This window comes from Cohnella lubricantis (genome assembly GCF_014212015.1).
Taxonomy (GTDB): domain Bacteria; phylum Bacillota; class Bacilli; order Paenibacillales; family Paenibacillaceae; genus Cohnella; species Cohnella lubricantis.
Genome location: NZ_JACJVN010000060.1, coordinates 1 through 19,803 on the forward strand (window position 1 = coordinate 1; position 19,803 = coordinate 19,803).

Annotated in this window: 12 protein-coding genes; all 12 read left to right on the forward strand. The window is 51.0% G+C overall.

Annotated elements, in window-relative coordinates; genetic code table 11:
* On the forward strand, positions 1 to 561 hold a 561-nt coding region (locus tag H4Q31_RS15830; RefSeq protein ID WP_185180029.1), incomplete at its 5' end, for a polysaccharide pyruvyl transferase family protein.
* Between the two features lie 13 nt (positions 562 to 574).
* The gene (locus tag H4Q31_RS15835) at positions 575 to 1,342 is read left to right on the forward strand and encodes a WecB/TagA/CpsF family glycosyltransferase (RefSeq protein ID WP_512698815.1); all 768 of its coding nucleotides are present in this window, start codon (positions 575 to 577) and stop codon (positions 1,340 to 1,342) included.
* A 147-nt stretch (positions 1,343 to 1,489) separates the two neighbouring features.
* Complete coding sequence (locus tag H4Q31_RS15840) at positions 1,490 to 2,620, forward strand: glycosyltransferase family 4 protein (RefSeq protein WP_185180064.1); 1,131 nt, start codon at positions 1,490 to 1,492, stop codon at positions 2,618 to 2,620.
* Between the two features lie 233 nt (positions 2,621 to 2,853).
* Positions 2,854 to 6,834 (forward strand): S-layer homology domain-containing protein, encoded by a 3,981-nt coding sequence (locus H4Q31_RS21815; RefSeq protein WP_185180030.1) that lies wholly within the window; start codon positions 2,854 to 2,856, stop codon positions 6,832 to 6,834.
* 512 nt (positions 6,835 to 7,346) lie between these two features.
* Complete coding sequence (locus H4Q31_RS15850; protein ID WP_185180031.1) at positions 7,347 to 9,848, forward strand: Ig-like domain-containing protein; 2,502 nt, start codon at positions 7,347 to 7,349, stop codon at positions 9,846 to 9,848.
* 175 nt (positions 9,849 to 10,023) lie between these two features.
* Entirely contained in the window at positions 10,024 to 12,183 is a 2,160-nt protein-coding gene (locus H4Q31_RS15855; RefSeq protein ID WP_185180032.1) for a hypothetical protein, read from the forward strand.
* A gap of 111 nt (positions 12,184 to 12,294) precedes the next feature.
* Positions 12,295 to 13,800: a sugar transferase gene (locus H4Q31_RS15860; RefSeq protein WP_185180033.1), complete on the forward strand. Its 1,506-nt coding sequence runs from the start codon at positions 12,295 to 12,297 to the stop codon at positions 13,798 to 13,800.
* A gap of 14 nt (positions 13,801 to 13,814) precedes the next feature.
* Positions 13,815 to 16,061 (forward strand): O-antigen ligase family protein, encoded by a 2,247-nt coding sequence (locus H4Q31_RS15865; protein ID WP_185180034.1) that lies wholly within the window; start codon positions 13,815 to 13,817, stop codon positions 16,059 to 16,061.
* A 61-nt stretch (positions 16,062 to 16,122) separates the two neighbouring features.
* On the forward strand, positions 16,123 to 17,103 hold the full coding sequence (locus tag H4Q31_RS15870; protein WP_185180035.1) for a glycosyltransferase family 2 protein: 981 nt from the start codon (positions 16,123 to 16,125) through the stop codon (positions 17,101 to 17,103).
* Positions 17,104 to 17,119: 16 nt separating this feature from the next.
* The gene (locus H4Q31_RS15875; protein ID WP_185180036.1) at positions 17,120 to 17,596 is read left to right on the forward strand and encodes a hypothetical protein; all 477 of its coding nucleotides are present in this window, start codon (positions 17,120 to 17,122) and stop codon (positions 17,594 to 17,596) included.
* 112 nt (positions 17,597 to 17,708) lie between these two features.
* Positions 17,709 to 18,503 carry an ABC transporter permease gene (locus tag H4Q31_RS15880; protein ID WP_185180037.1) on the forward strand — a complete coding sequence of 265 codons (795 nt, stop codon included), beginning with the start codon at positions 17,709 to 17,711 and terminating at the stop codon, positions 18,501 to 18,503.
* A gap of 12 nt (positions 18,504 to 18,515) precedes the next feature.
* On the forward strand, positions 18,516 to 19,793 hold the full coding sequence (locus tag H4Q31_RS15885) for an ABC transporter ATP-binding protein (protein ID WP_185180038.1): 1,278 nt from the start codon (positions 18,516 to 18,518) through the stop codon (positions 19,791 to 19,793).
* The last annotated feature ends 10 nt before the right edge of the window (positions 19,794 to 19,803 follow it).

A 19,803-nucleotide genomic window follows, 5' to 3' on the forward strand; every position in this document is an offset into this window, starting at 1 on the left:
CCGCCGATCGTCGGCGTGTCCGTGCGGTTCTGGCGCGGCGACCGCGCGGACCTCGACCGCGCGGCCGCCGCGCTGGCGGCGCTGGCCGGACGGCGAAGCGTCCGGCTGCGGATGCTGCCGTTCCATCACGGAAGCGACGAAGACGCTTCGCGGTACGTGATGGAACGGCTCGGGCGCCTCGGCGCGCAGGCGGAGCTGGCTCCGGCGCACGAGGCGCCGCAGGCGATGCTGCGCGAAGTCGATCGCTGCGCGCTGATGTTCGGGATGCGGCTGCACTCGCTCATCTATGCCGCGAACCGCGAGGTGCCGCTGCTCGGGTTGTCGTACGACCCGAAGATCGACCAGTTCCTCGGCCGTCTCGGCGAACAGCCGATCGGCACGACCGAGGCGCTCGATCCGGAAGCGTTCGCGGAGCGCGCCGCGAGCCTGCTCGACCATCCAGGACAATGGCGCGCGGCCAAGGCAGACGCCATCCATCGGCTCAAGGCCGAAGCCGTCCGACCGGCCGAACGCATCGTTGAATTCTTGATCAATCGCGCTATTTCTAGCCAATCGAGATAGAAGGTGACTTTTTTTGTCAGCAGACAGCAACTTTAGGCCGTATCCTACCGTCTCCATATATGGCGTGCCCTTCTCCAAGATGAACATGCGGGAGACGGTGGACTATTTGATCCGCGCGATTGAAGAGCGGAAGCCGCAGCGCATCGTGACCGGCAACCCGATCATGCTGATGGCGGCGCAGGAGGATTCGCGGTATCAGACGATTCTGGAGACGGCCGACCTCGTCGTGCCGGACGGCGCGGGGGTCGTATGGGCGGCCCGGCACGTGAAGCAGCCGGTCGCCGAACGCGTCGCGGGCTTCGATCTCATGCAGGAGCTCATGCGGGAAGGGGACAAGCGGGGCTGGAGCGTCTATCTGCTCGGCACGACGCAGGAGATCCTTGACGCCGCGGAAGCGAACCTGAAGCGGCAGTATCCGGGCGTCCGGTTCGCCGGGAAGCGCAACGGCTTTTTCACAGATGAAGAAGACCTAGAAGTGATCGCGGAGATCCGCCGGGCGAATCCCGACCTGCTGTTCGTCGCCCGCTCGGTCGCGAATCAGGAGCCATGGCTCGCGAAGTACGAGCAGGAGCTCGGCGTGCCGGTCATGATGGGCGTAGGCGGCAGCTTCGACGTTATCTCCGGCAAGCTCAAGCGGGCGCCGGCGGCCTTCCGCAAGCTCGGGCTGGAATGGCTGTATAGGCTTCTGCAGGAGCCGAAGCGGTACAAGAGAATGTTGGTACTTCCTAAATTCGCGCTCAAAGTCGTCAAAGACGGAGATAACGTTCTGAAAACAAGATAAAGCAGCATGAAAGTTTCATGAAAATGAACTTATCAGCGCAAATTCGCCGGAATTCGGCGGGCAGGGTGCCTTGTTAAAGCTGTGCGCCCGGATTATAATTCATTCCGGTGTACACACAAAGGGGAGTTGAAGATGTCGACAGGCTGGTTGGTTGGAGTCGGAATTGCCGGTTTTGTAACGGCGCTTGCTATAGCGCTAGCGCTGACTCCGCTCGTCAAGAGTTTTGCTATCAAGATTGGCGCCATGGACGTGCCGGATCACCGCAAGGTGCACACGCGCATTATGCCGCGCATGGGCGGGCTTGCCATTTACGCTGCTTTTACCGTAACGATTCTGTGCTTTATGCCATGGCTGCCGGACAGCTTCCTGAGCGACCATGACGAGAGCCTCATTCGGGCTCTGTTGGTCGGCGGCACGATGATCGTGCTTCTCGGGGCTCTGGACGACAGATTCCAACTGAATGCGAAGCTGAAGTTTCTCGTTCAGATTGCCGCCGCTTGCATCGTCGTCTTCGGCTTTGATATTCAGATTAATCTCGTGAACATTCCGTTCGGATCCGCCATGCAGCCGATGGGCGATTGGCTGGGCATTCCGCTGACGATCATCTGGATCGTCGGCGTCACGAACGCGATTAACCTAATCGACGGCTTGGACGGATTGGCGGCAGGGGTATCCGGCATCGCGATCGCGACGATTCTCGTCATGTCAGCGCTGATGGGCCAGAGCTCGGTTATTCTGCTGGCGGCAGTGCTGCTCGGCGGCGTGATGGGGTTCCTGCACTACAACTTCCATCCGGCGAAGATCTTCATGGGCGACTCGGGCTCGCTCTTCCTCGGCTTCTCGCTGGCGATGCTGTCGATGCTCGGGTTCAAGCAGATTACCGTCGTATCGTTCGTGACGCCAATCCTCATCATCGGGGTGCCGCTGTCGGACACGTTCTTCGCCATCGTGCGGCGCTGGGTGCAGAAGAAGCCGATCTTCGCTCCGGACAAAGGACACTTGCATCACCGTCTGCAGCAGCTCGGCTTCAGCCATCGCAAGACCGTTCTCATCATCTACGGCATCGCGGCGTTCTTCGGCGCCTGCGCCGTCATTCAATCGGTGGCGTCGAGCTCGGGCATGGGCAACTGGGTGACGTTCATCGTTATCTGCGTCCTGCTGTTCCTGCTGCAGATCGGCGCGGAAGTCATCGGCATCGTGGACAAGACGAAGCGGCCGGTCATCGACTTCATCAATCGGCTGCTCTTGAGGCAGCAAGCGAATACGCGGTCCAAGTAACTCATCTTTTGAATGAATCGTTATATCTAAGACCTAAGACTCAATCTTCCATCTCGGAGCGTTCCGATGTGGGAGATCGGGTCTTTTTTTCATTTCCGCGCTTCATCATTCGTTGATAGAATCCGATAACATCAGAGAGCAACTTTCATAGATTTATGACGTCTAATGGAATATCTTGCCGCATCCGCGAATTAGGGTCTTTAGACTCTAAACATACAGAAGGAGGCTTCTTAGTGAGAAAAATACTTTCTGCATTCCTTGCTATTGTTCTAGTGGTGACGCTGGTTCCGCTTGGACAGCTTAAGCAGGCAAGCGCCGCGTCCAATGCGACCTACTTCATTCCGGACAATACGACGCTCCGGTCGACGTCTCTATTGACGATCGATCGGCCGGCATCGGATACGTCGGTACCTCATCTTACGCGCGCGAATGCCTATGTGACGAGCAACGACGAATTGACGATTCAAGGCGCGTTCTCGAACATTCAAGCGGACACGATGAGCGTACGCATCGATCTGCTGAACTTGAATAGCAGCGACGGCACGTGGTCCCCCGACCCGGCTCGCTTCACGACCGGCGTCGTGCAAGCGGACAACGGCTCGACGAATCGCTTCACAGCGAGCAACCTGGCGCTGTTCGGCGGTATGAACCGGATTACGTTCACCGCTCTTCAAGGCTCGATGCAGCGTTCGGACGTGTTCTACGTGCTGTACGACCAAGTGCCTTATCTGCAGAGCTTGACCGCTCACGCGGGCGCCACGCAGCTGGACATTAACGAAGGCGTGCAGGCGGTCGTCTCCGTCGGCACCGTGATGCTCCAAGGCGTGGCGAAGAATGCGAACAAGGTGACGCTGAGCGTCAACGGCGGATCGCCGCTGCTGGCTTCCGTGCTGGAGGACGGCACGTTCTTCTCGCCGGGACTGTCGCTCAACCCGGGTCTGAATACGCTCGATATGAGCATCACGAACGGCTCGAATACGATTAATATTAAGCGGGAATTGTACTACTTCGATCCGCTGCAGCCGTTCACCGAAGTATGGGTGCTGTCGGGCGGCAACTATGAGCCGTATAAGGTCTCCGGAGGCAATGTCCCTTCGATTACGGATGGTGCGAACGCAGTAGGCGTAGATGCCGGTCTTGTGGTGAGAATGCTCGTTCCGGCGAACGCGTCGAACGCTTCGTTCGACGGCACTGCGACGTACGAGATCAACGACAGCGGAACATCGTCGACGGTCGCGTTCCAAGCGACTGCCGGCGACTCGGAGACCGACATCCCGGGACCTGACGGCAATCCGCTGTACAAGCTCGTTCGCTTCACGCTTCCGGAAGGGGCGTTCACGCTGACCTCCGCCAACGGCACCAGTTCGGACAAGGTCCAGAACGTGAAGCTGGAAGTGACCTACGGAACATTCAACGCGATCTTCAGAGGCAAGTTCAACTACCTGCCCGGCGAGAAGATCATCTCGAACATGTGGTACCTCCCGGACTTCAAGGAGAGCGCGCCCGGCGACATCGCCGATCTGGCGAAGGAGCCGCTGAAGGGAGCGGAAGTGACGGATTCGACGTTCTATGTGATGGTCGAGTCTCCGTCGGCGCTGACCGCATCGGATGTTCTGGCGGGATCCTATCTGCCGATCAGCACGAACTCGCTTACAATTGCCAATAATGTCGCCCAGCCGGCGAACATCTCGACGACACAGCGCGTGTATCGAATCAGCAACTTCCTGAACGGCCAGCAGAGCGTGCAGTTCAAGCTGAACAGCTCGTCGGCCGTCTACAAGGCGCAGATCGCATATGTGCAGAAGAGCTACATTTATCTGGCCAACCTGTACGACGGGCAGTCGCTCGAGTTCGATTCCCGCCAGAACAATGAGATTACGATCAGCGGCCAATACATGGGCTTCAGCAATCTGAGCGGAGCGCAGTTCTTCATTAACGGCGAAGAGATCAAGACGGGACCGTTCGATTCGACGCAATCGAACTATCTATCGAACCTGATGACGAGCCCGTTCAACCTGACGCTCGATGTCGGACTTAGCGGCCCGCTGGTGTTCGGCGAGAACCGATTGATTTTCAAAGGCGTCAATACGGTTGCCGCGACGGGCGTTAGCCAGGAAGTCGTCAAAGAAGTCAAGATCTACTTGATCGACACTAACGTTCCGAAGATCGACCGCTTCTTGCCGGTGCTCCCGGGCGGCCCCGACTTCGACGAGGCGGATGTGAGCGATTATTCCGAATCGGAGCTGGCGGCGATCTTCGCGCCATCGGTCAAGTTCACGCCGACGGGAGCGAACCAGCTCACCACGGGCGACCAGAGCTACGACCTGGTCATCCGCGGCTACGGCGCGTCCTTCCTGAAGCTTAAGCAAGGCTCGGATGTGCTCTTGGATCTTCCGATCTCAAGCGTGAGCACACTCGTGACTAACGGTACATTCATGGACCCGACCACCGGCGAGACGCGGGCCTATCAATTCTCCGGCGACCAAGAGCAGTTCATTCTGAGGCTGGAGAGCATGCCGCATACGGCGCCGGGCTCCCTCGTCTATACGCTTGAGCTGATCAACAACTCCGGCGCCGCATCCTCTCAGACGCTGGATATCGTGCGCGAAGTGTCCGCATTCCGGATTCTCGCCCCGGCGGCGACCGTCGGCGATCAGATCGTCGTGAACAAGAACTTCGTTCACTTCGATATTGAAGCGGAAGGCGCGACGGATGTCCTGATTGACGGCGTTGGCGCGACGAAGCGGACGGACCTGACGGATCGCTTCACCTACGATTACGTAGGGCTGAAGGCGGACAAGGCAACGGATATCGACATCGAGATCATTCGCGGCGGATCGACGACACAGACCACGGTGACGGTGTTCTATGCTTCCACCGTTCAGGTGTACAGCGAGTTCATGAAGGAGATGTCCACCAAGTTCGATGTGTTCAACAAGCAGCTGTCGCTGACGTTCCCGAAGGGGACGGTGCTCAAGACGGCGAATCCGAACTTGAACGCGGACAAGATTACGAAGCTGTATCCGGATACGCAGATACTGTTCGGCATCGCGGACCCGGAGACGGGCGTGGTCGAACGCAAGAACGATTACGGCCAGATCATCGGCACGAACGACACAGATTCGCGGACCGATCGGGGCGCGATCCAGATCGCGCTCAACGACTTCGACCGCGTGAAGTACCAGAACAACGAGAACACCTCGAACTTCACGCTGGTCTCGCCGGTCTATTGGATTAGCGGCGGCGCAGGCGAGCTGAAGAACATTGACGATCCCGGCTATAAGCCGGCTACGAACGGCCTGCCTCCTCACTCCATCGAGAGCGCGATGGTAGAGGGCGCGCCGGGCAACGTGGCGCAGGGCGACTTCACTCACTTTGAACCGGAGCGCAAGATTGTGCCGACGAACCGCGGCGAGCTTACGCTTACTTACAATGCGAGCGTCGTGGACGACGTGGATTACATGATTACGGTGTTCCGCTATACGGACCAAGGCAAGTGGGAGAACATTGGCGGCGAGGTGGACACGAAGAAGCACACGATCACCGTTCCGTTCGACGACTTCGGCTATTACAAGGTTATGAAGATGAGCAGAGGCTTCGTCGATGTCACGGGCCACACGTGGGCGCGCAATATTCTGAACGGCCTGTATGCGAAGGGGATCATGAAGAATGCGCGGACCGGCGAGTTCGGCGCGAACGACACGACGAGCCGAGGCGAATTCGCGACGCTGCTCGTGAAGGGCCTCAACCTTCCGCTGAACTATGACGAAGACAATGTGACGTTCTTCGATACGGCGGGCGCCAGCACGACGACGTGGGATTATCGCTACATCGAGACGGCGGCTCGTGCGGGTATTGTCACGGGCCTCGAAGAGGGCTTCTTCGGGCCAAGCCTGCCGATTACGAGACAGGACGCCGCGGTCATGATCGCTCGGGCTCTGAAGCTGAAGATGTCGGCGAACGATTCGAAGCTCGAGGCGAGTCTCGCCAAGTCGTTCGTCGACTCGGGCACGATCCAGTATTATGCCCGTCCGGCGGTAGAAGCCGTCAACAAGGCGAAGATCATGACGGGATCCGCGGGCAGCCAAGCCGGGGAGAAGAAGCCGCTGTACAGCTTCAATCCGAAGGCGAACATGACGCGAGCCGAAGCCGGCAAGATCGCGGTGGAGCTGCTCAAGAAGAGCACGGATATCTTCCCGAAGACGTTGAGTTAATTGCTTGGCTAGAGAGACAGAATCGCTAGGCCGATTCTGTCTCTTCCCTTTAGCCGAAGATGGGTCGAATGGAATTAATTTGGCAATGACGCGCCGAAGCTGCGTGAGATATACTGATGAAGCAAGAGAGGAAGCAAGGCCCGCTAGACAAGCAAGAACGAGCAAGACCCGCAGCATCCGCTACATAAACGGTGCGACAAGCATCGGCACGTCTCGACAGAAAAAGATTTAAAAAAAGATTTGAAGAAACTCGCTAAAGTCGCAACTTTTTTGAACGCGTTGCGTCTAACATCATGCGGCTTTTGAGGAGAGAGACAGAAGTCTCGAACTCTACCGTTTAGGGGAAAAACTCTTTACGGTCGGTAAGAGCCCGTGTATAATAACCTAGATGGCATATATTGCCGGCTTATTTTCGCTTGTTTACAAGTTTCTGCGACATGTTTCCTATCAGAACATGACCGTAGACATCAATTATAGACAACGCTCTACTCCGGAAAGGGGGTGACACACAGATGAGAGATTCGAGCTACCAATCATCTAAACATGCAAAACTACAGATTCCTTTTCAAGGAGGAGAAAAAAAGGTTATGAAGAAAAGTTTATCTCTTCTGCTCGCGATCGTCATGGTATTCGGCGTGTTCGCTTCCATGGCTTCCGCAGCAACCCCATCCACTCCGGCTGACGCTGGAACATACCTGAAAGACCTCGGCATCGTTAAAGGTGACCAGAACGGTGACCTGATGGCCGACGCTAACTGGAAGCGCCAAGACGTTGCAGTCCTCCTTTCCCGCCTGTTCGGCAAAGAAGCTGCAGCTCAAGCGCATGCTAAGACGCACACGTTCGCTGACGTTCCTGCTGGTTACTACGACGGCTTCCTCTCTTGGGCTCAAGAAGAGAAGCTGATCGAAGGTAACTCCCCGACTTCGTTCGGCTGGGGCACTAACATCACGAACCAACAATTCGCAGCTGTTGTTCTTCGCGCTCTGGGCGTAGACACGCTGGGCGACAACTACGCTAACGTTCCGACGCTGGCAGTAGAGAAGGGCCTCCTTCCGGAAGGCACGGATTTCTCTGCAGCAGCTACGCGCGGCAGCACTTATTCCGTTATCGTAACGGCTCTGAACACGGTTGTTGAAGGCCAAGGCAAGAAGCTTGGTACGGTTCTGGGTCTGGAAGGCTTCGACGCTCTTGAGCTGACGGCTGCTAAAGCTATCAACTCCAAGGCTGTTGAACTGTCCTTCACCCAAGACGTTGCTGAGATCGACGCTGCTGACGTTATCGTCTCCCTGAAGGACGACGAGTACACGATCAAGGCTGTCGAGTCCGTATCCGTTAACAAGAACGTTGCTACGGTTAAGCTTGCTGACGCTCTCTCTGAAGAAGAAGCTTACACTGTAACGGTAAATGGCGTTGCTTCCGCAGTTGACGCAGCTATCATCCTGGATAAGGCTTCGGCTGACTTCACGTACACGGCTGTAGCTCCTGCTTCTATCGGCTTCGCTGCAACGACTGTCGCTGAAGGCAATGACGTTGAAGTAGTGATCAAGGACGCTGCTGGCAACGACATCACGCCTGACTTTGACCTGGCTGTTGCTCTGGAAGTTGCTTCCTCCAACGAAGCAGTTGTCAACACTAGCTTGGAAGCTATTGATGACGGCATTCCGAACGACGCTGCTGAATATTCCGTTGTCAACGTAACGCTGACTTATGACGACGACAAGACGATGGAGACGGGCAACACGATCATCACGGTTGTGGATTCGCTCCTCAAGCCGGTTGAAATCTCCAATATCTCGCTCGACGCTTCTGAAGCTGTTTCTACCCTGTATGTAGGCGACAACATCCCACTTACGGTTGAAGCAAAAGACCAAAACGGCGATGTACTGGGCGTAACTTGGTCCTACCGTTCGCAGAACCCTGCTGTTGCATCTGTTGACTCGTTCACGGGCAATGTAACGGGTATCGCTGCAGGCACGGCTACGATTATCGTAACGGCTGAATTCAACGATGTTAAGATCTCCAAGCCGTTCACTGTAACTGTTAAGAAGACGGCTGAACTGACGAGCCTGAAGATCGACAAGACGTCTGTTAAACAAGTTCTGAACTCCGGTATCACTGAAGTTGTTAAAGTGACGGCACTTGACCAATACGGCGAAACGTATACGGGAACGGGCCTGAATGAAGACGCTCTTGACGCTCTGACTGTCACGATCAACAAGTCGGGTACGCCGTTCAGCGTTTCCGCTGGCGCGTTCGTTGATGGCGTAGCTGAAGTTACGTTCGCACCGGTTTCCGGCACGGACACTGCTGGTGCAACTGTATCGGTTGCAACGGGCGGCAAGAAAGCTTCGATCGCTGCTTCTGCAGTTAAGGCTGGCGCTTTCGCTGGTTACATCGTTGAGCCTACTTCCGTAACGCTGGACATCTATGGCGACATCGCAGCTGCTGACAAGAAGCTCGGCGAGACTAACGTTGATGTCAAAGTATACGCAAAGGATACGGCTGGCAACAAGATTTACGAGGTAGGTACTTCTGCTTCGGCTCAGACGAACTCGGTTGCTTCCATTACCTACAACGGCACTGATTCTACTTCCTTGGTATACTCCGGTCTGAACATTGGTACGCTTGCTGGAACGACTAAGACTGGTACGCAAAACGTTGACGTATTCGTAGACTCTGCGAAGATTGCTACGATTGCAGTGAAAGTCGTTGACTCCGAGAGCAACCTGACCAAGTACGTTCAGAAGAAGAGCAGCTTGTCTGTAACGATTGGCACTGACCTGAACGAAGCTCTGTTCGGTACGGCTGCAGGTGGTTGGAAAGATGGCGCAATCGTTGGTTATGACCAATACGGCGTTGCTAAGCAAATCGCTGCGGCTGACGCACTTGCTTCCTCCAACACGAGCATCGTTACTCAAAGCAACTCCAATCCGACTGCTATTGATGACGGCACGGCTACGCTGACTATCGTTCTGGATAGCAACGTATTCGTAGTAACGGTTAACGTCAAGTAATAGTCAGTTATAACAAAGAAAGGATGGGCGAAAGCCCATCCTTTTTTTTATTCTATTAACGAAACCTTTTGCCACCATCCTCTGTCTAATATTTAGCAGAAGTTCAGATCAAATTAATCTGACTTTAATATCAAGAAGTGAATATGGTAACAGGGACTATGGAGGAGGGGTTAGGTTGGTATCAAAGGCAGCCAAGATTGTCGCAGCAACTGCCGTTGCGGCCATGCTGATCGGTCAAAGTACGGTTATTTTCAATCAAGGTATTAGCACGGCTTCAGCAGCAACGGTAACAGCTCCTAAGCTGTCTGTTGCGCTTGGTACAGGCGGTTCACTTAAACTTCAATCAGCTCAGTTTCTAACTCAGGATCAAGGCAAGGTACTGGCTTTTACGGTGACGGTAACGAATAACGGGAATTCAGATCTGGATCTCACCGATTATTGGATCAAAGTCAAATCAGCGTCGGGGAAAGTATTCAGTCTCAAAGTCAGCAATGCCGATAAGTCGATTACCAAAGTGACGGCTAATTCGTCGGTGAATATTACATACTACTCCACGGTGGACAAAGAAACGAAGCTCACGGATCTCCTATTCACTGTCGTGAAGTGGGACTTCTCCGTTAGCGGATATGAACGCAGTCTAGGCACGATAAAGTATCCAGCAGGATACTCAGAGAAGACAGCGGTGTTCATGCCTAAGGATGTCATATACAACAATACGGTCATTAAAGACGCAATCAAATCCTATGTCATCTCTAGCGATGGCGAGAATGAATACATTACATTGAGTTACCTCGTGGAGAACAAAGGGTACAAGCAGATTAACCTTTCCCAAGCGCAATTCCATCTCCAGACAGATAACGGAGCGGTATTTGACGTGGATGGGGGCAGTTTAGACAAGGTTGCGGTACAGCCTGGTGAGAGGAAGCTCATATCCCTTTACGGTACTGTTCCGGCTGGTACGGTGAAGAGCGGTCTATCGCTTGTCATGTCAATTAAGGATGCCGAGAATAATCTTAATCTACCTATCGGTGCATTCCAGATTCCGAACAAGGTAACACAGGTTCAGAGCACGCAGACTCTTACAGGGTCGTTCAATTACAAGGACTTTGAGATCAGGCTCCAGAATGTCCTGCGCAGCTCGATCAGCAATAGTGATGTGATGCTGGCCGACCTACAGGTCGTTAACCGTTCAACGAAAGCGCAGCCCATTCTTGATCTGAGCGGTGCATTCACGATTAATGGCGTGAAGGTGCCGGTAACGTCAACGCAGACGAAGGTATTGGATCAAATTGCACAGGTTGGCCCGGGAGAGAGTTACAACTATGTAGTACAAGCTCAAACAGATTATGTGAATACGTTGAATAACATCCAATTCGATGTGACTGAGAAGGTAGCGGATTCTGATGCGTACAAGACGCTATATCATTTCAGCGGGACACAAACCACGCCGATACCGCTCTATGAGGATGGAAGCGATACGTATTATATTCCGAATATCGGCCAACAAGCTAGGGTTAAGCTAAACCAATCAGCACTGTATGAACTCGATAAATACGACTTGTTCTATACCGAATTCACTTATCAGAATAATGAGAAGCGGTCTGTAACTCCCGTACAGCTCGGAGGATATATCACTAACTCCAAAGGGGCGACGATTCCGCTGCAGTTCTCGGAATTCAAGGATACGGTCTACCCAGACGGAAGCGTGCTGCTGAGCGGTTGGACACAAGTGCCGAAGAGCTTCACGAATGACTTCGTTGAGTATGTCGTTGGACAGCAAATTACGAGCGGAAGCAGCGGAGGCGGCGAGAACGGCGATGCGGGCGGTGCAGCGGCCAACAGCGGTTCTGTGGCCAAGCCAGTTAAATACCGAATCTATAAAGCTGCTAGCGCGCCGAAGAACGATTTAGTAGATATTCCATTCCTGAATTACAATTTGTCGATGAGCAAGATTTATGCGACGAAGAATGTCTCTCTTAGTGGGGCGGGTGACTTCTTGAATGACGGAATAAGGTTCCAGTTCGATTATGACCTAGCGGCTGAGACGAACGTGGAGCAAATCGCGGATGATCATAAATTGGTGCTAGAATTCGTGAATGATGATCTGATTGGTGCGACCTATACCAAAACGTTCGTACTCGATAATGCTGAAGATGGTGAAGAAGAACTCGAAGTAGGCCAGGGCAAGACAAAGACCATTGTATTCGAAGACCCGGACATTCTGAATCAGATTGAAGACGATGACAAATTCACGCTCAACGTCTACCATGAGTTCAATGGCTACAAGATGCTGATTGCATCCAAGCAGATGGTTTGGAACTATTTCAATCCTTAAGATTCGATAACGACGCCGGAACTGTATAGTTCTGGCGTCTTTGTTATTCGACAATGATTTACTTTCGTATGCTATAATAGGGACAAACTTATGAATCAAAGGGGCAGGCTGATGAACCTGGAAGCGCCAATAGGGCCTACTCTGCAAGAGCCTAATATGACTATGCTGGAACAACTCGTCAAGGAAAAAGCAAGAAGTGACACACAGATCAAATGGGTGCAGTATGCCCTTGTTGCATTAGAGTTGATCTTATATCTTGTGACCTATGTCATTCTATTCATCTACAAGATCCTTCCCAATTATCCAGAGGCGACACTCTCGAATCTCTCAACATGGGGCTCGCAAATACCGGTCATAGATGATTATTCTCTATATTTCATATGTTTCATAGGAATACTTCTAATTCATCTCTACCAGAAACGGTTCTATCGCTTGGACAAAGAGAGCAATCTATCCGACGAGATTGTGTCAGTGATTACTGCGACAGGGACAAGTTTCTTAATCACGATAGGGATCACGTTCTTGATGAAGAACACGATGCACTACTCTCGCGTGATGCTCATTCTGTTCACAATTCTAGTTATTGTCGAGACGGCAGCAACCCGTTATTTGCGAAACTGGCTGCTGATGAGACTCAAGTCGACGGGAGTGATTCAAGAGAACATTCTTATCGTTGGCGCAGGTAGAATTGGCAAGTCACTGCTGGCTCAGATGCGGAAGTACAACTTCTATGGTGCCAGGTTTGTGGGATTTCTCGATGATAAAGAGAGCGGAAGCAACATAATTGGCAGAGTGGATGAGCTGGAACAAATAATTCAGCATGAGAAAGCGGATATTGTCTACATTACGATACCATCGGCTCGTGAGGTTATTAATCCGTTGCTTCAACGGCTTAATAAATATCAACTCGACATCCGCATCGTTCCGGAGCAATTCGACCACCTTAGTTCTATCTACGAATATAGACACGACTTCAACTTCCCGAGCATGCAGGTGGTGAAGACGCCGCTTAGGGGGATCAACCTGTTAACCAAGCGGATGATGGATATTGTGCTCTCGCTTCTCGCTCTAATTGTTCTGTCACCGGTATTATTTGCCTTGATAATTGCAATTAAGACGACTTCGAAGGGGCCGGTTATATATAAGCAGAAGCGGCTTGGTAAGAATGGTCTTCCATTCATGATGTATAAGTTCCGCTCCATGGTGCAGAACGCAGAAGAGTTGAAGCAAGAACTGTTAGAGAAGCATGAGATGGAAGGTCCTGCCTTTAAGCTCAAACGTGATCCCCGAATTACGCCAATCGGGACGTTCCTACGGAAGTACTCCCTTGATGAGCTGCCGCAGTTAATCAATGTCATCGTCGGAGATATGAGTCTAATCGGACCTCGTCCTCCAGAACCGGAAGAAGCGAATCAATATACCGACGTTCACTGGCGAAGGTTAGACGTGAGACCGGGGATGACGGGGCTTTGGCAAGTGAGCGGACGCAGTGATGTGACTTTCGACGAGAGAGTCGACCTGGATATTCAATATATAGAACGGTGGAGCTTAGCACTTGAGTTCAAGATTCTCTTAAAAACGATTCCGACGGTTGTTAAGGGCAGCGGGGCTTATTGAGGAGGACAAAGAGGTTGAAGGCAAAGCAGCAAGTGAAGAGTAAGAAAGTGAATGCAGCGCAGACTATTCCTGCGTGGGGGTGGGCCATATTTGCTCTGTTGGCACTGTTCAGCATAACGTGGCCATTCCAATACGGGTTCTTTAACGGAGCAGGCTTGCATAGCATGAGTCAATTCTACTTCGAGAAGAAACTGTACTACGGTGTTCTGTTCGCTTTCCCGGCGTTCGTTCTTGCTATTGTAAAGTTTGCGCGGAAGGAAGCGCTGGAGAGGAGACACTTGCTTGCAATTGCCGGTTTGATCCTTCCAATTATGTACATGATCGGTACGTGGCATGCAGAATCGGCTTACCTTGCGCGCAATACATTCTACTCGTCACTAACGCTCTATGCATTCTTTATACTAGGAATTCTAATCGCCGATCAGCCCAGGCTGCTTCAATGGATCATTCGCCTCTACTTCGGCATTGGCAGCATTCTTGTAATTGTTAGTTTCTCCTATCTGCTGGGTAACAAATACTTATTGGATGCATTATCCTTCGGAGATGGCGTACGATTAACTTCTGTCTTCACCTATGCGAATGCTTATGCTGCATTCTTGCTGACGCTGTTGTTAATCGCTCTGTTTGAGATGACAAGGGACGTATCGCGAAATGTCAAGCTGTTGTATGGGTTCATGCTTGTGCCGATCGTTACGTCGCTTCTGCTGACATTGTCGCGGGGCGCTATGCTGATGCTGCCTATCGTTGCAATTATTGCTCTCTTGCTGGTAGGGATGAGGAGACAGGTTTGGTTACTCGTCTATTTCGTTCTTGCGCTACTCATCAGTCTTGCGATTCAATCGGATCTCGCTGATCGAGGCATTGACGTATATAACCGAATTCAGCAGCAGATGGCGGCTGGTCAGCCGGTATCAACTGTCGGCTTCTTCGCGAGCACGTCGATCGGCGGATGGATTCGACTGCTGATCGCTGCTCTGGTGATGACCGCATTCGTATATGTCGCTGAACGGTTCGATAGACGAACTATGACTGAGGCAACACAGAAGCGATTCGGAAGGTTGCTCATTCCATTCGTACTCGTGATTGTCTCTATTGTCGGTGCCGCTGTACTTAAAGCAGGTTGGCTGAATTCGCTCTTGCCAGCACAGTTAGAAGCGAGAATTGGCAATTTGACGCTCAATACCCATAGTGTTCTAGAACGGTTTGTATTCTACAAAGATTCCATCAAGATGTGGAAGCTGCATCCGATCATAGGCGGTGGCGGAGGGACCTGGGAAGCGCTGTACGATACGTACCAAATGTATCCGTACCTTAGTGCTCAACCGCACAGCTATTTGTTTGAGTTGTTGCTTGATACGGGCTTGATTGGCATTGTGATCATCGGTGGAGGCATCATTGCGCTGATCGCCTCCTACTTATTCCGGTACTTTAAGAATCGGCTTGATGATCGAGAGAACACCGTTCTTTATGCGCTGATTCCTATTAGCGTGTTGTTGCATAGCCTGATTGATTTTGAGATGTCGTATCTGTTCTTTGGGCTTCTGGTATTCTTCTGTCTTGGCGTGCTTGCCGGGCAGCATCGAGAGCCCATTCTGAATGAGCAAAAGCTGGCGGTGCACTTCCGGATCCGAGGGGGCACTGCGGCGGTGTGGGGCGTATTGCTGATCTATCTGATTGTAGTTATAAGTAACTCCTTCTCGGCGAATTCGAATTTGTACAAGAGCGCCACATGGGCATCTCAGCAGAAGCCGCTCGAGGAGTTAGTGGAACCCTTGACTAATGGTCTGAAGAAGGTATCGGATCATCCATTTATCTATGGACAGTTAATTAACTATTATCTGACTGCGTACCAACAAACGAATGATCAACAGTATTCGACGCTGGCGCACCAATACATCGATGAACTTAAGAAGGCAGAGCCTCACTTCCGTATAACGCCAAGATTGGAGATCTCGCTTGCTGAACTAGAGCGTAAGACGGACGAAGAGGCGAGGCTTATCGACGAAGCTATTGCAAACGCACCATTTGATGTCACGTTCTATGAAGAAGCGATCCAGACTCGATATCAATTGTGGACGCAATACAGCGAAGTTGGCGACGAGGAGAACAAGCAGAAGCAGGCGGATGCAATTAAGGCTATTGCGGATGCATATACTGAGAAGTCCAACGAGTTGAAGAAGGTTCCGAAGGCGATTACGATAGTGAGACCATTCGTACTCTCGGAGGACGCTCTGACAAAGATAGGGAATGTTCAGCCCTAGAGGGACGTTCAATATGAATGTTGATATAATGAACTGAAACATATGAAAGGGGAGAGAGCCATTGCGTGCATCCGTTATCATACCGACTTTGAATGCGGAGGCTTATCTTCCTGAATTGTTTGTTCAATTGCGAAATCAAACCAAACCTCCCCATGAGATTGTTATTGTTGATTCACAATCGACGGATATGACCGCTTCACTTGCGGCTGATTGCGGTGCGCGAGTTATTCAGATTGCTAGAGAGCAATTTGATCATGGAGGAACACGGAACCTTGCTGCCAAGCATGCGACAGGCGATGTGTTAGTCTTCATGACCCAAGATGCCCAGCCGATGAATGACCGATTTGTGGAAGAGTTGCTCAAACCTCTCAACGATTCGCAGGTAGCTGCGGTATATGGCAGACAAGAAGCCCGTACGGATGCGAATGCACTCGAACGGATGACGCGTGAGATTAACTATCCGCAGCAGGCTATGTTCAAATCAATGAAGGATTTACCTGAGCGGGGCATTAAGCTCTTCTTCTTCTCGAATGTTTGCTCGGCAATCCGCTCCGATCTGTTCCAGCAAGTTGGAGGCTTCCCCGAGACGACTATCATGAACGAAGACATGTTGTTTGCAGCGAAGTGCATTCTAGAAGGACTCACGATCGTATACAATCCGAAGGCAGAGGTTCTTCACTCTCACAATTATACTTTGCGCAAGCAGTTCCAGCGCAACTTCGACATTGGCGTTTTCCTTCGAATGAATGATTGGATATTACAATATGCCACCGCTGAGAAGGAAGGCATCAAGTTAATCAGACAACAACTTGGCATGCTGATACACGATGGATATGGATATTTGATTCCAAGGTGGTTCGCAGAAGCTGGGGCGAAATATGTCGGCTATCGGATGGGACTTGCTTATCGCTTAATTCCATTGTGGTTACGCAAAAAGTTAAGTATGCACTCGTTCTACTGGGATGGGAAAAGGCATCAATTAGGAGCTCCCGTTCTTCAGACCAATGTCGCAAGTGATTCAAGCAACTCTAATGTGATATGAGAGAGGAGATAATAGAATGCGCACCAAGTTTAAATTTCTCACTGCAGTTGTAGCGGCAGCAGGAATCGTCGGAGGTATTGGCTGGTATCAGTCTGCTTTGGCTGATGGATCTTCTGGAACTCCAGGCAGCAGCTCCGACCCGATCGTCACGAAGAGTTATGTCGATCAGAAGATAGCGGAAGCCACCAAGCCAGGAGGAGTCTCGGGAGGCACTTCATCATCGAGTCTCGCCGTTGTCACTGTGCCATTCGGACAGAAGATTATCGTGCAAGATGGCGGAGAATTGATCGTACGCACGGGCAAGGCAATTGCATACAGTGAAGATGCTAATGGATTGTCTGACATGACAGATGGAGTCGATATCGCGCCGGGCAAGCCAGTCGGCAACAATCATCTGATATTGTTCCCTCGCGGCGGCCGCGGTATTCAGGCTGATCCAAATTCGAAGAGCGATTTGATTGTTCTGGTACGTGGAGGGTATGAGTTGCGGTAAGTGGGAGTTTGTAAATTCTTGGATCCATATAGCCAGATTTGTCGAACAATAGTAATATTAAGTCTAGGATCGTTAAGCCCATTTTTGAGCAACGCGAGGAGCATTTTCAGCTATGGTGTCACATTTTATCAAAGATTTCATATCAAAGCAGAACTTCATCCTTGATTTAGCCAAGAAGGATTTTAAAACAAAATATTTAGGTTCATTCCTTGGGGTTGTATGGGGTTTCGTGCAGCCTACCATTCAGATAGTGATATTTTGGTTTGTCTTCCAAGTTGGATTTAAAAGCATGCCAGTCGATAACATCCCCTTTATACTTTGGCTTGCTTCAGCGATGATTCCGTGGTTTATGATCTCGGATAGCATTCAATCGGGAACTAATGCGATTATTGACAATGCCTATCTCGTGAAGAAAGTGGTCTTTCGAGTTAGCATTTTACCGATTGTGAAGATCTACTCCGCGTTATTCGTTCACTTATTCTTTATCCTATTTTTGATTTTCATGTTCCTTGTCTATGGATACAATCCCACACTCTATTACTTGCAGACGTTCTATTACTTGGCCTGCATTTTTTTATTTACACTAGGGGTTTCATGGATTACCTCTTCGCTAGTCATCTTTCTTAAGGATATTGGTCAGTTCATAGCCATGTTAATTCAGTTCGGGTTCTGGTTAACTCCGATCTTCTATTCATTAGATATAGTTCCGGAACGCTATCGCTGGTGGTTAAAATTAAACCCTGCCTACTACTTGGTTGAAGGATATAGAGATACATTCATCTATCATAAGTGGTTCTGGGAGCATCCCATGCTGACCCTTAATTTCTGGTTTGCGACAGTATTGCTGCTTGCGGCGGGTACATTTATCTTCAAGAAACTGCGGCCACATTTCGCAGACGTTCTGTAAGGAGTTAGGGAAATGAGCGACCAAACCGCAATATCGCTGAATCGAATCACAAAGGTATACAAACTCTATGATAAACCTGTTGATCGATTGAAAGAGGCGATCAATCCATTCGGCCGAAAGTATCATAAAGAATTTTATGCCGTCAATGATGTGAGCTTCTCGATAGCCAAGAACGAAACCGTTGGCATAATAGGAAAGAACGGGTCTGGCAAATCAACATTGCTAAAGATGATTACTGGAGTTCTGACGCCAACTAGCGGCTCTTTGAAAGTAGATGGCTCGATCTCTGCCTTGCTTGAATTAGGAGCGGGATTTAACCCGGAGTATACAGGAATCGAGAATATATATTTGAATGGTACGATTAGAGGATTTTCGAAAGAGAAGATGGACGAGAAGCTAGATGATATTCTCTCCTTTGCAGATATCGGCGACTTCGTCCACCAGCCGGTCAAGATCTATTCAAGCGGAATGTTTGTCCGGTTAGCCTTCGCTGTCGCAATCAATGTGGATCCGGAAATTCTAATTATTGACGAAGCCTTAAGCGTAGGAGACATACGGTTTCAGCAGAAATGCTTCCGTAAAATAGAAGAGTTTAAACAGAATAAAACCGTGCTCTTTGTGTCCCACGACATGGCGACCATAACAAATTATTGTGACCGGGCCATATGGATTAATGAAGGCGCAATGATAGAGGATGGATCTCCGCGCGAACTGGCCAAACAGTATCAAGCTTATATGATGGGTTCCAAGATTACAAAGTCCGAAGCCTTACAGGCTCAAGCAGTACCCGACACTTCAATATCCCAGGACGAAGTGGATGATCTCCCGGCTAACTTGGATGTACTTGGAGATAACAAAGCACGCATAACTGGTATTACGATGCTTGATGGAATCACGAATGAGAAGTCTGCGCTGTTCTTCCCTGGACAAGCAGTTAAGCTCATTATCAAACTAGTCTCGCATGAGAATATAGAGAATCCTCTTGTCGGGTTCAGCATTAAGGATCGACTTGGCAATATTATTGCGGAATGCAACAATGTCGTGATCGACGCTGACATAGACGATGTTAAGTCGCATCAAACGGTGAGTTACAGCTTTGCATTTCAACTTCCTCAGTTGAACAAGGGGACCTACACCATCTCGCCAGCGGTTGCATCGGGAACGTTAGAGGATCACGTTCAGCATAGCTGGGTTCACGATGCGTTTGTATTTCAGGTAATGTCTACTCGCCGAGATGCGCTTCAAGGGCTGCTTGTACTCGACAATGTAGAATTCAATCAACTTCAATAAGGTGGTCAGT

What these genes read in the sequence shown, in the direction of transcription:
- H4Q31_RS15850 (WP_185180031.1), top strand. Translation starts at nt 7,347, where the DNA reads ATGAGAGATTCGAGCTACCAATCATCTAAACATGCAAAACTACAGATT.
- H4Q31_RS15880 (WP_185180037.1), top strand. Translation starts at nt 17,709, where the DNA reads ATGGTGTCACATTTTATCAAAGATTTCATATCAAAGCAGAACTTCATC.
- H4Q31_RS15885 (WP_185180038.1), top strand. Translation starts at nt 18,516, where the DNA reads ATGAGCGACCAAACCGCAATATCGCTGAATCGAATCACAAAGGTATAC.
- H4Q31_RS15875 (WP_185180036.1), top strand. Translation starts at nt 17,120, where the DNA reads ATGCGCACCAAGTTTAAATTTCTCACTGCAGTTGTAGCGGCAGCAGGA.
- H4Q31_RS15860 (WP_185180033.1), top strand. Translation starts at nt 12,295, where the DNA reads ATGAACCTGGAAGCGCCAATAGGGCCTACTCTGCAAGAGCCTAATATG.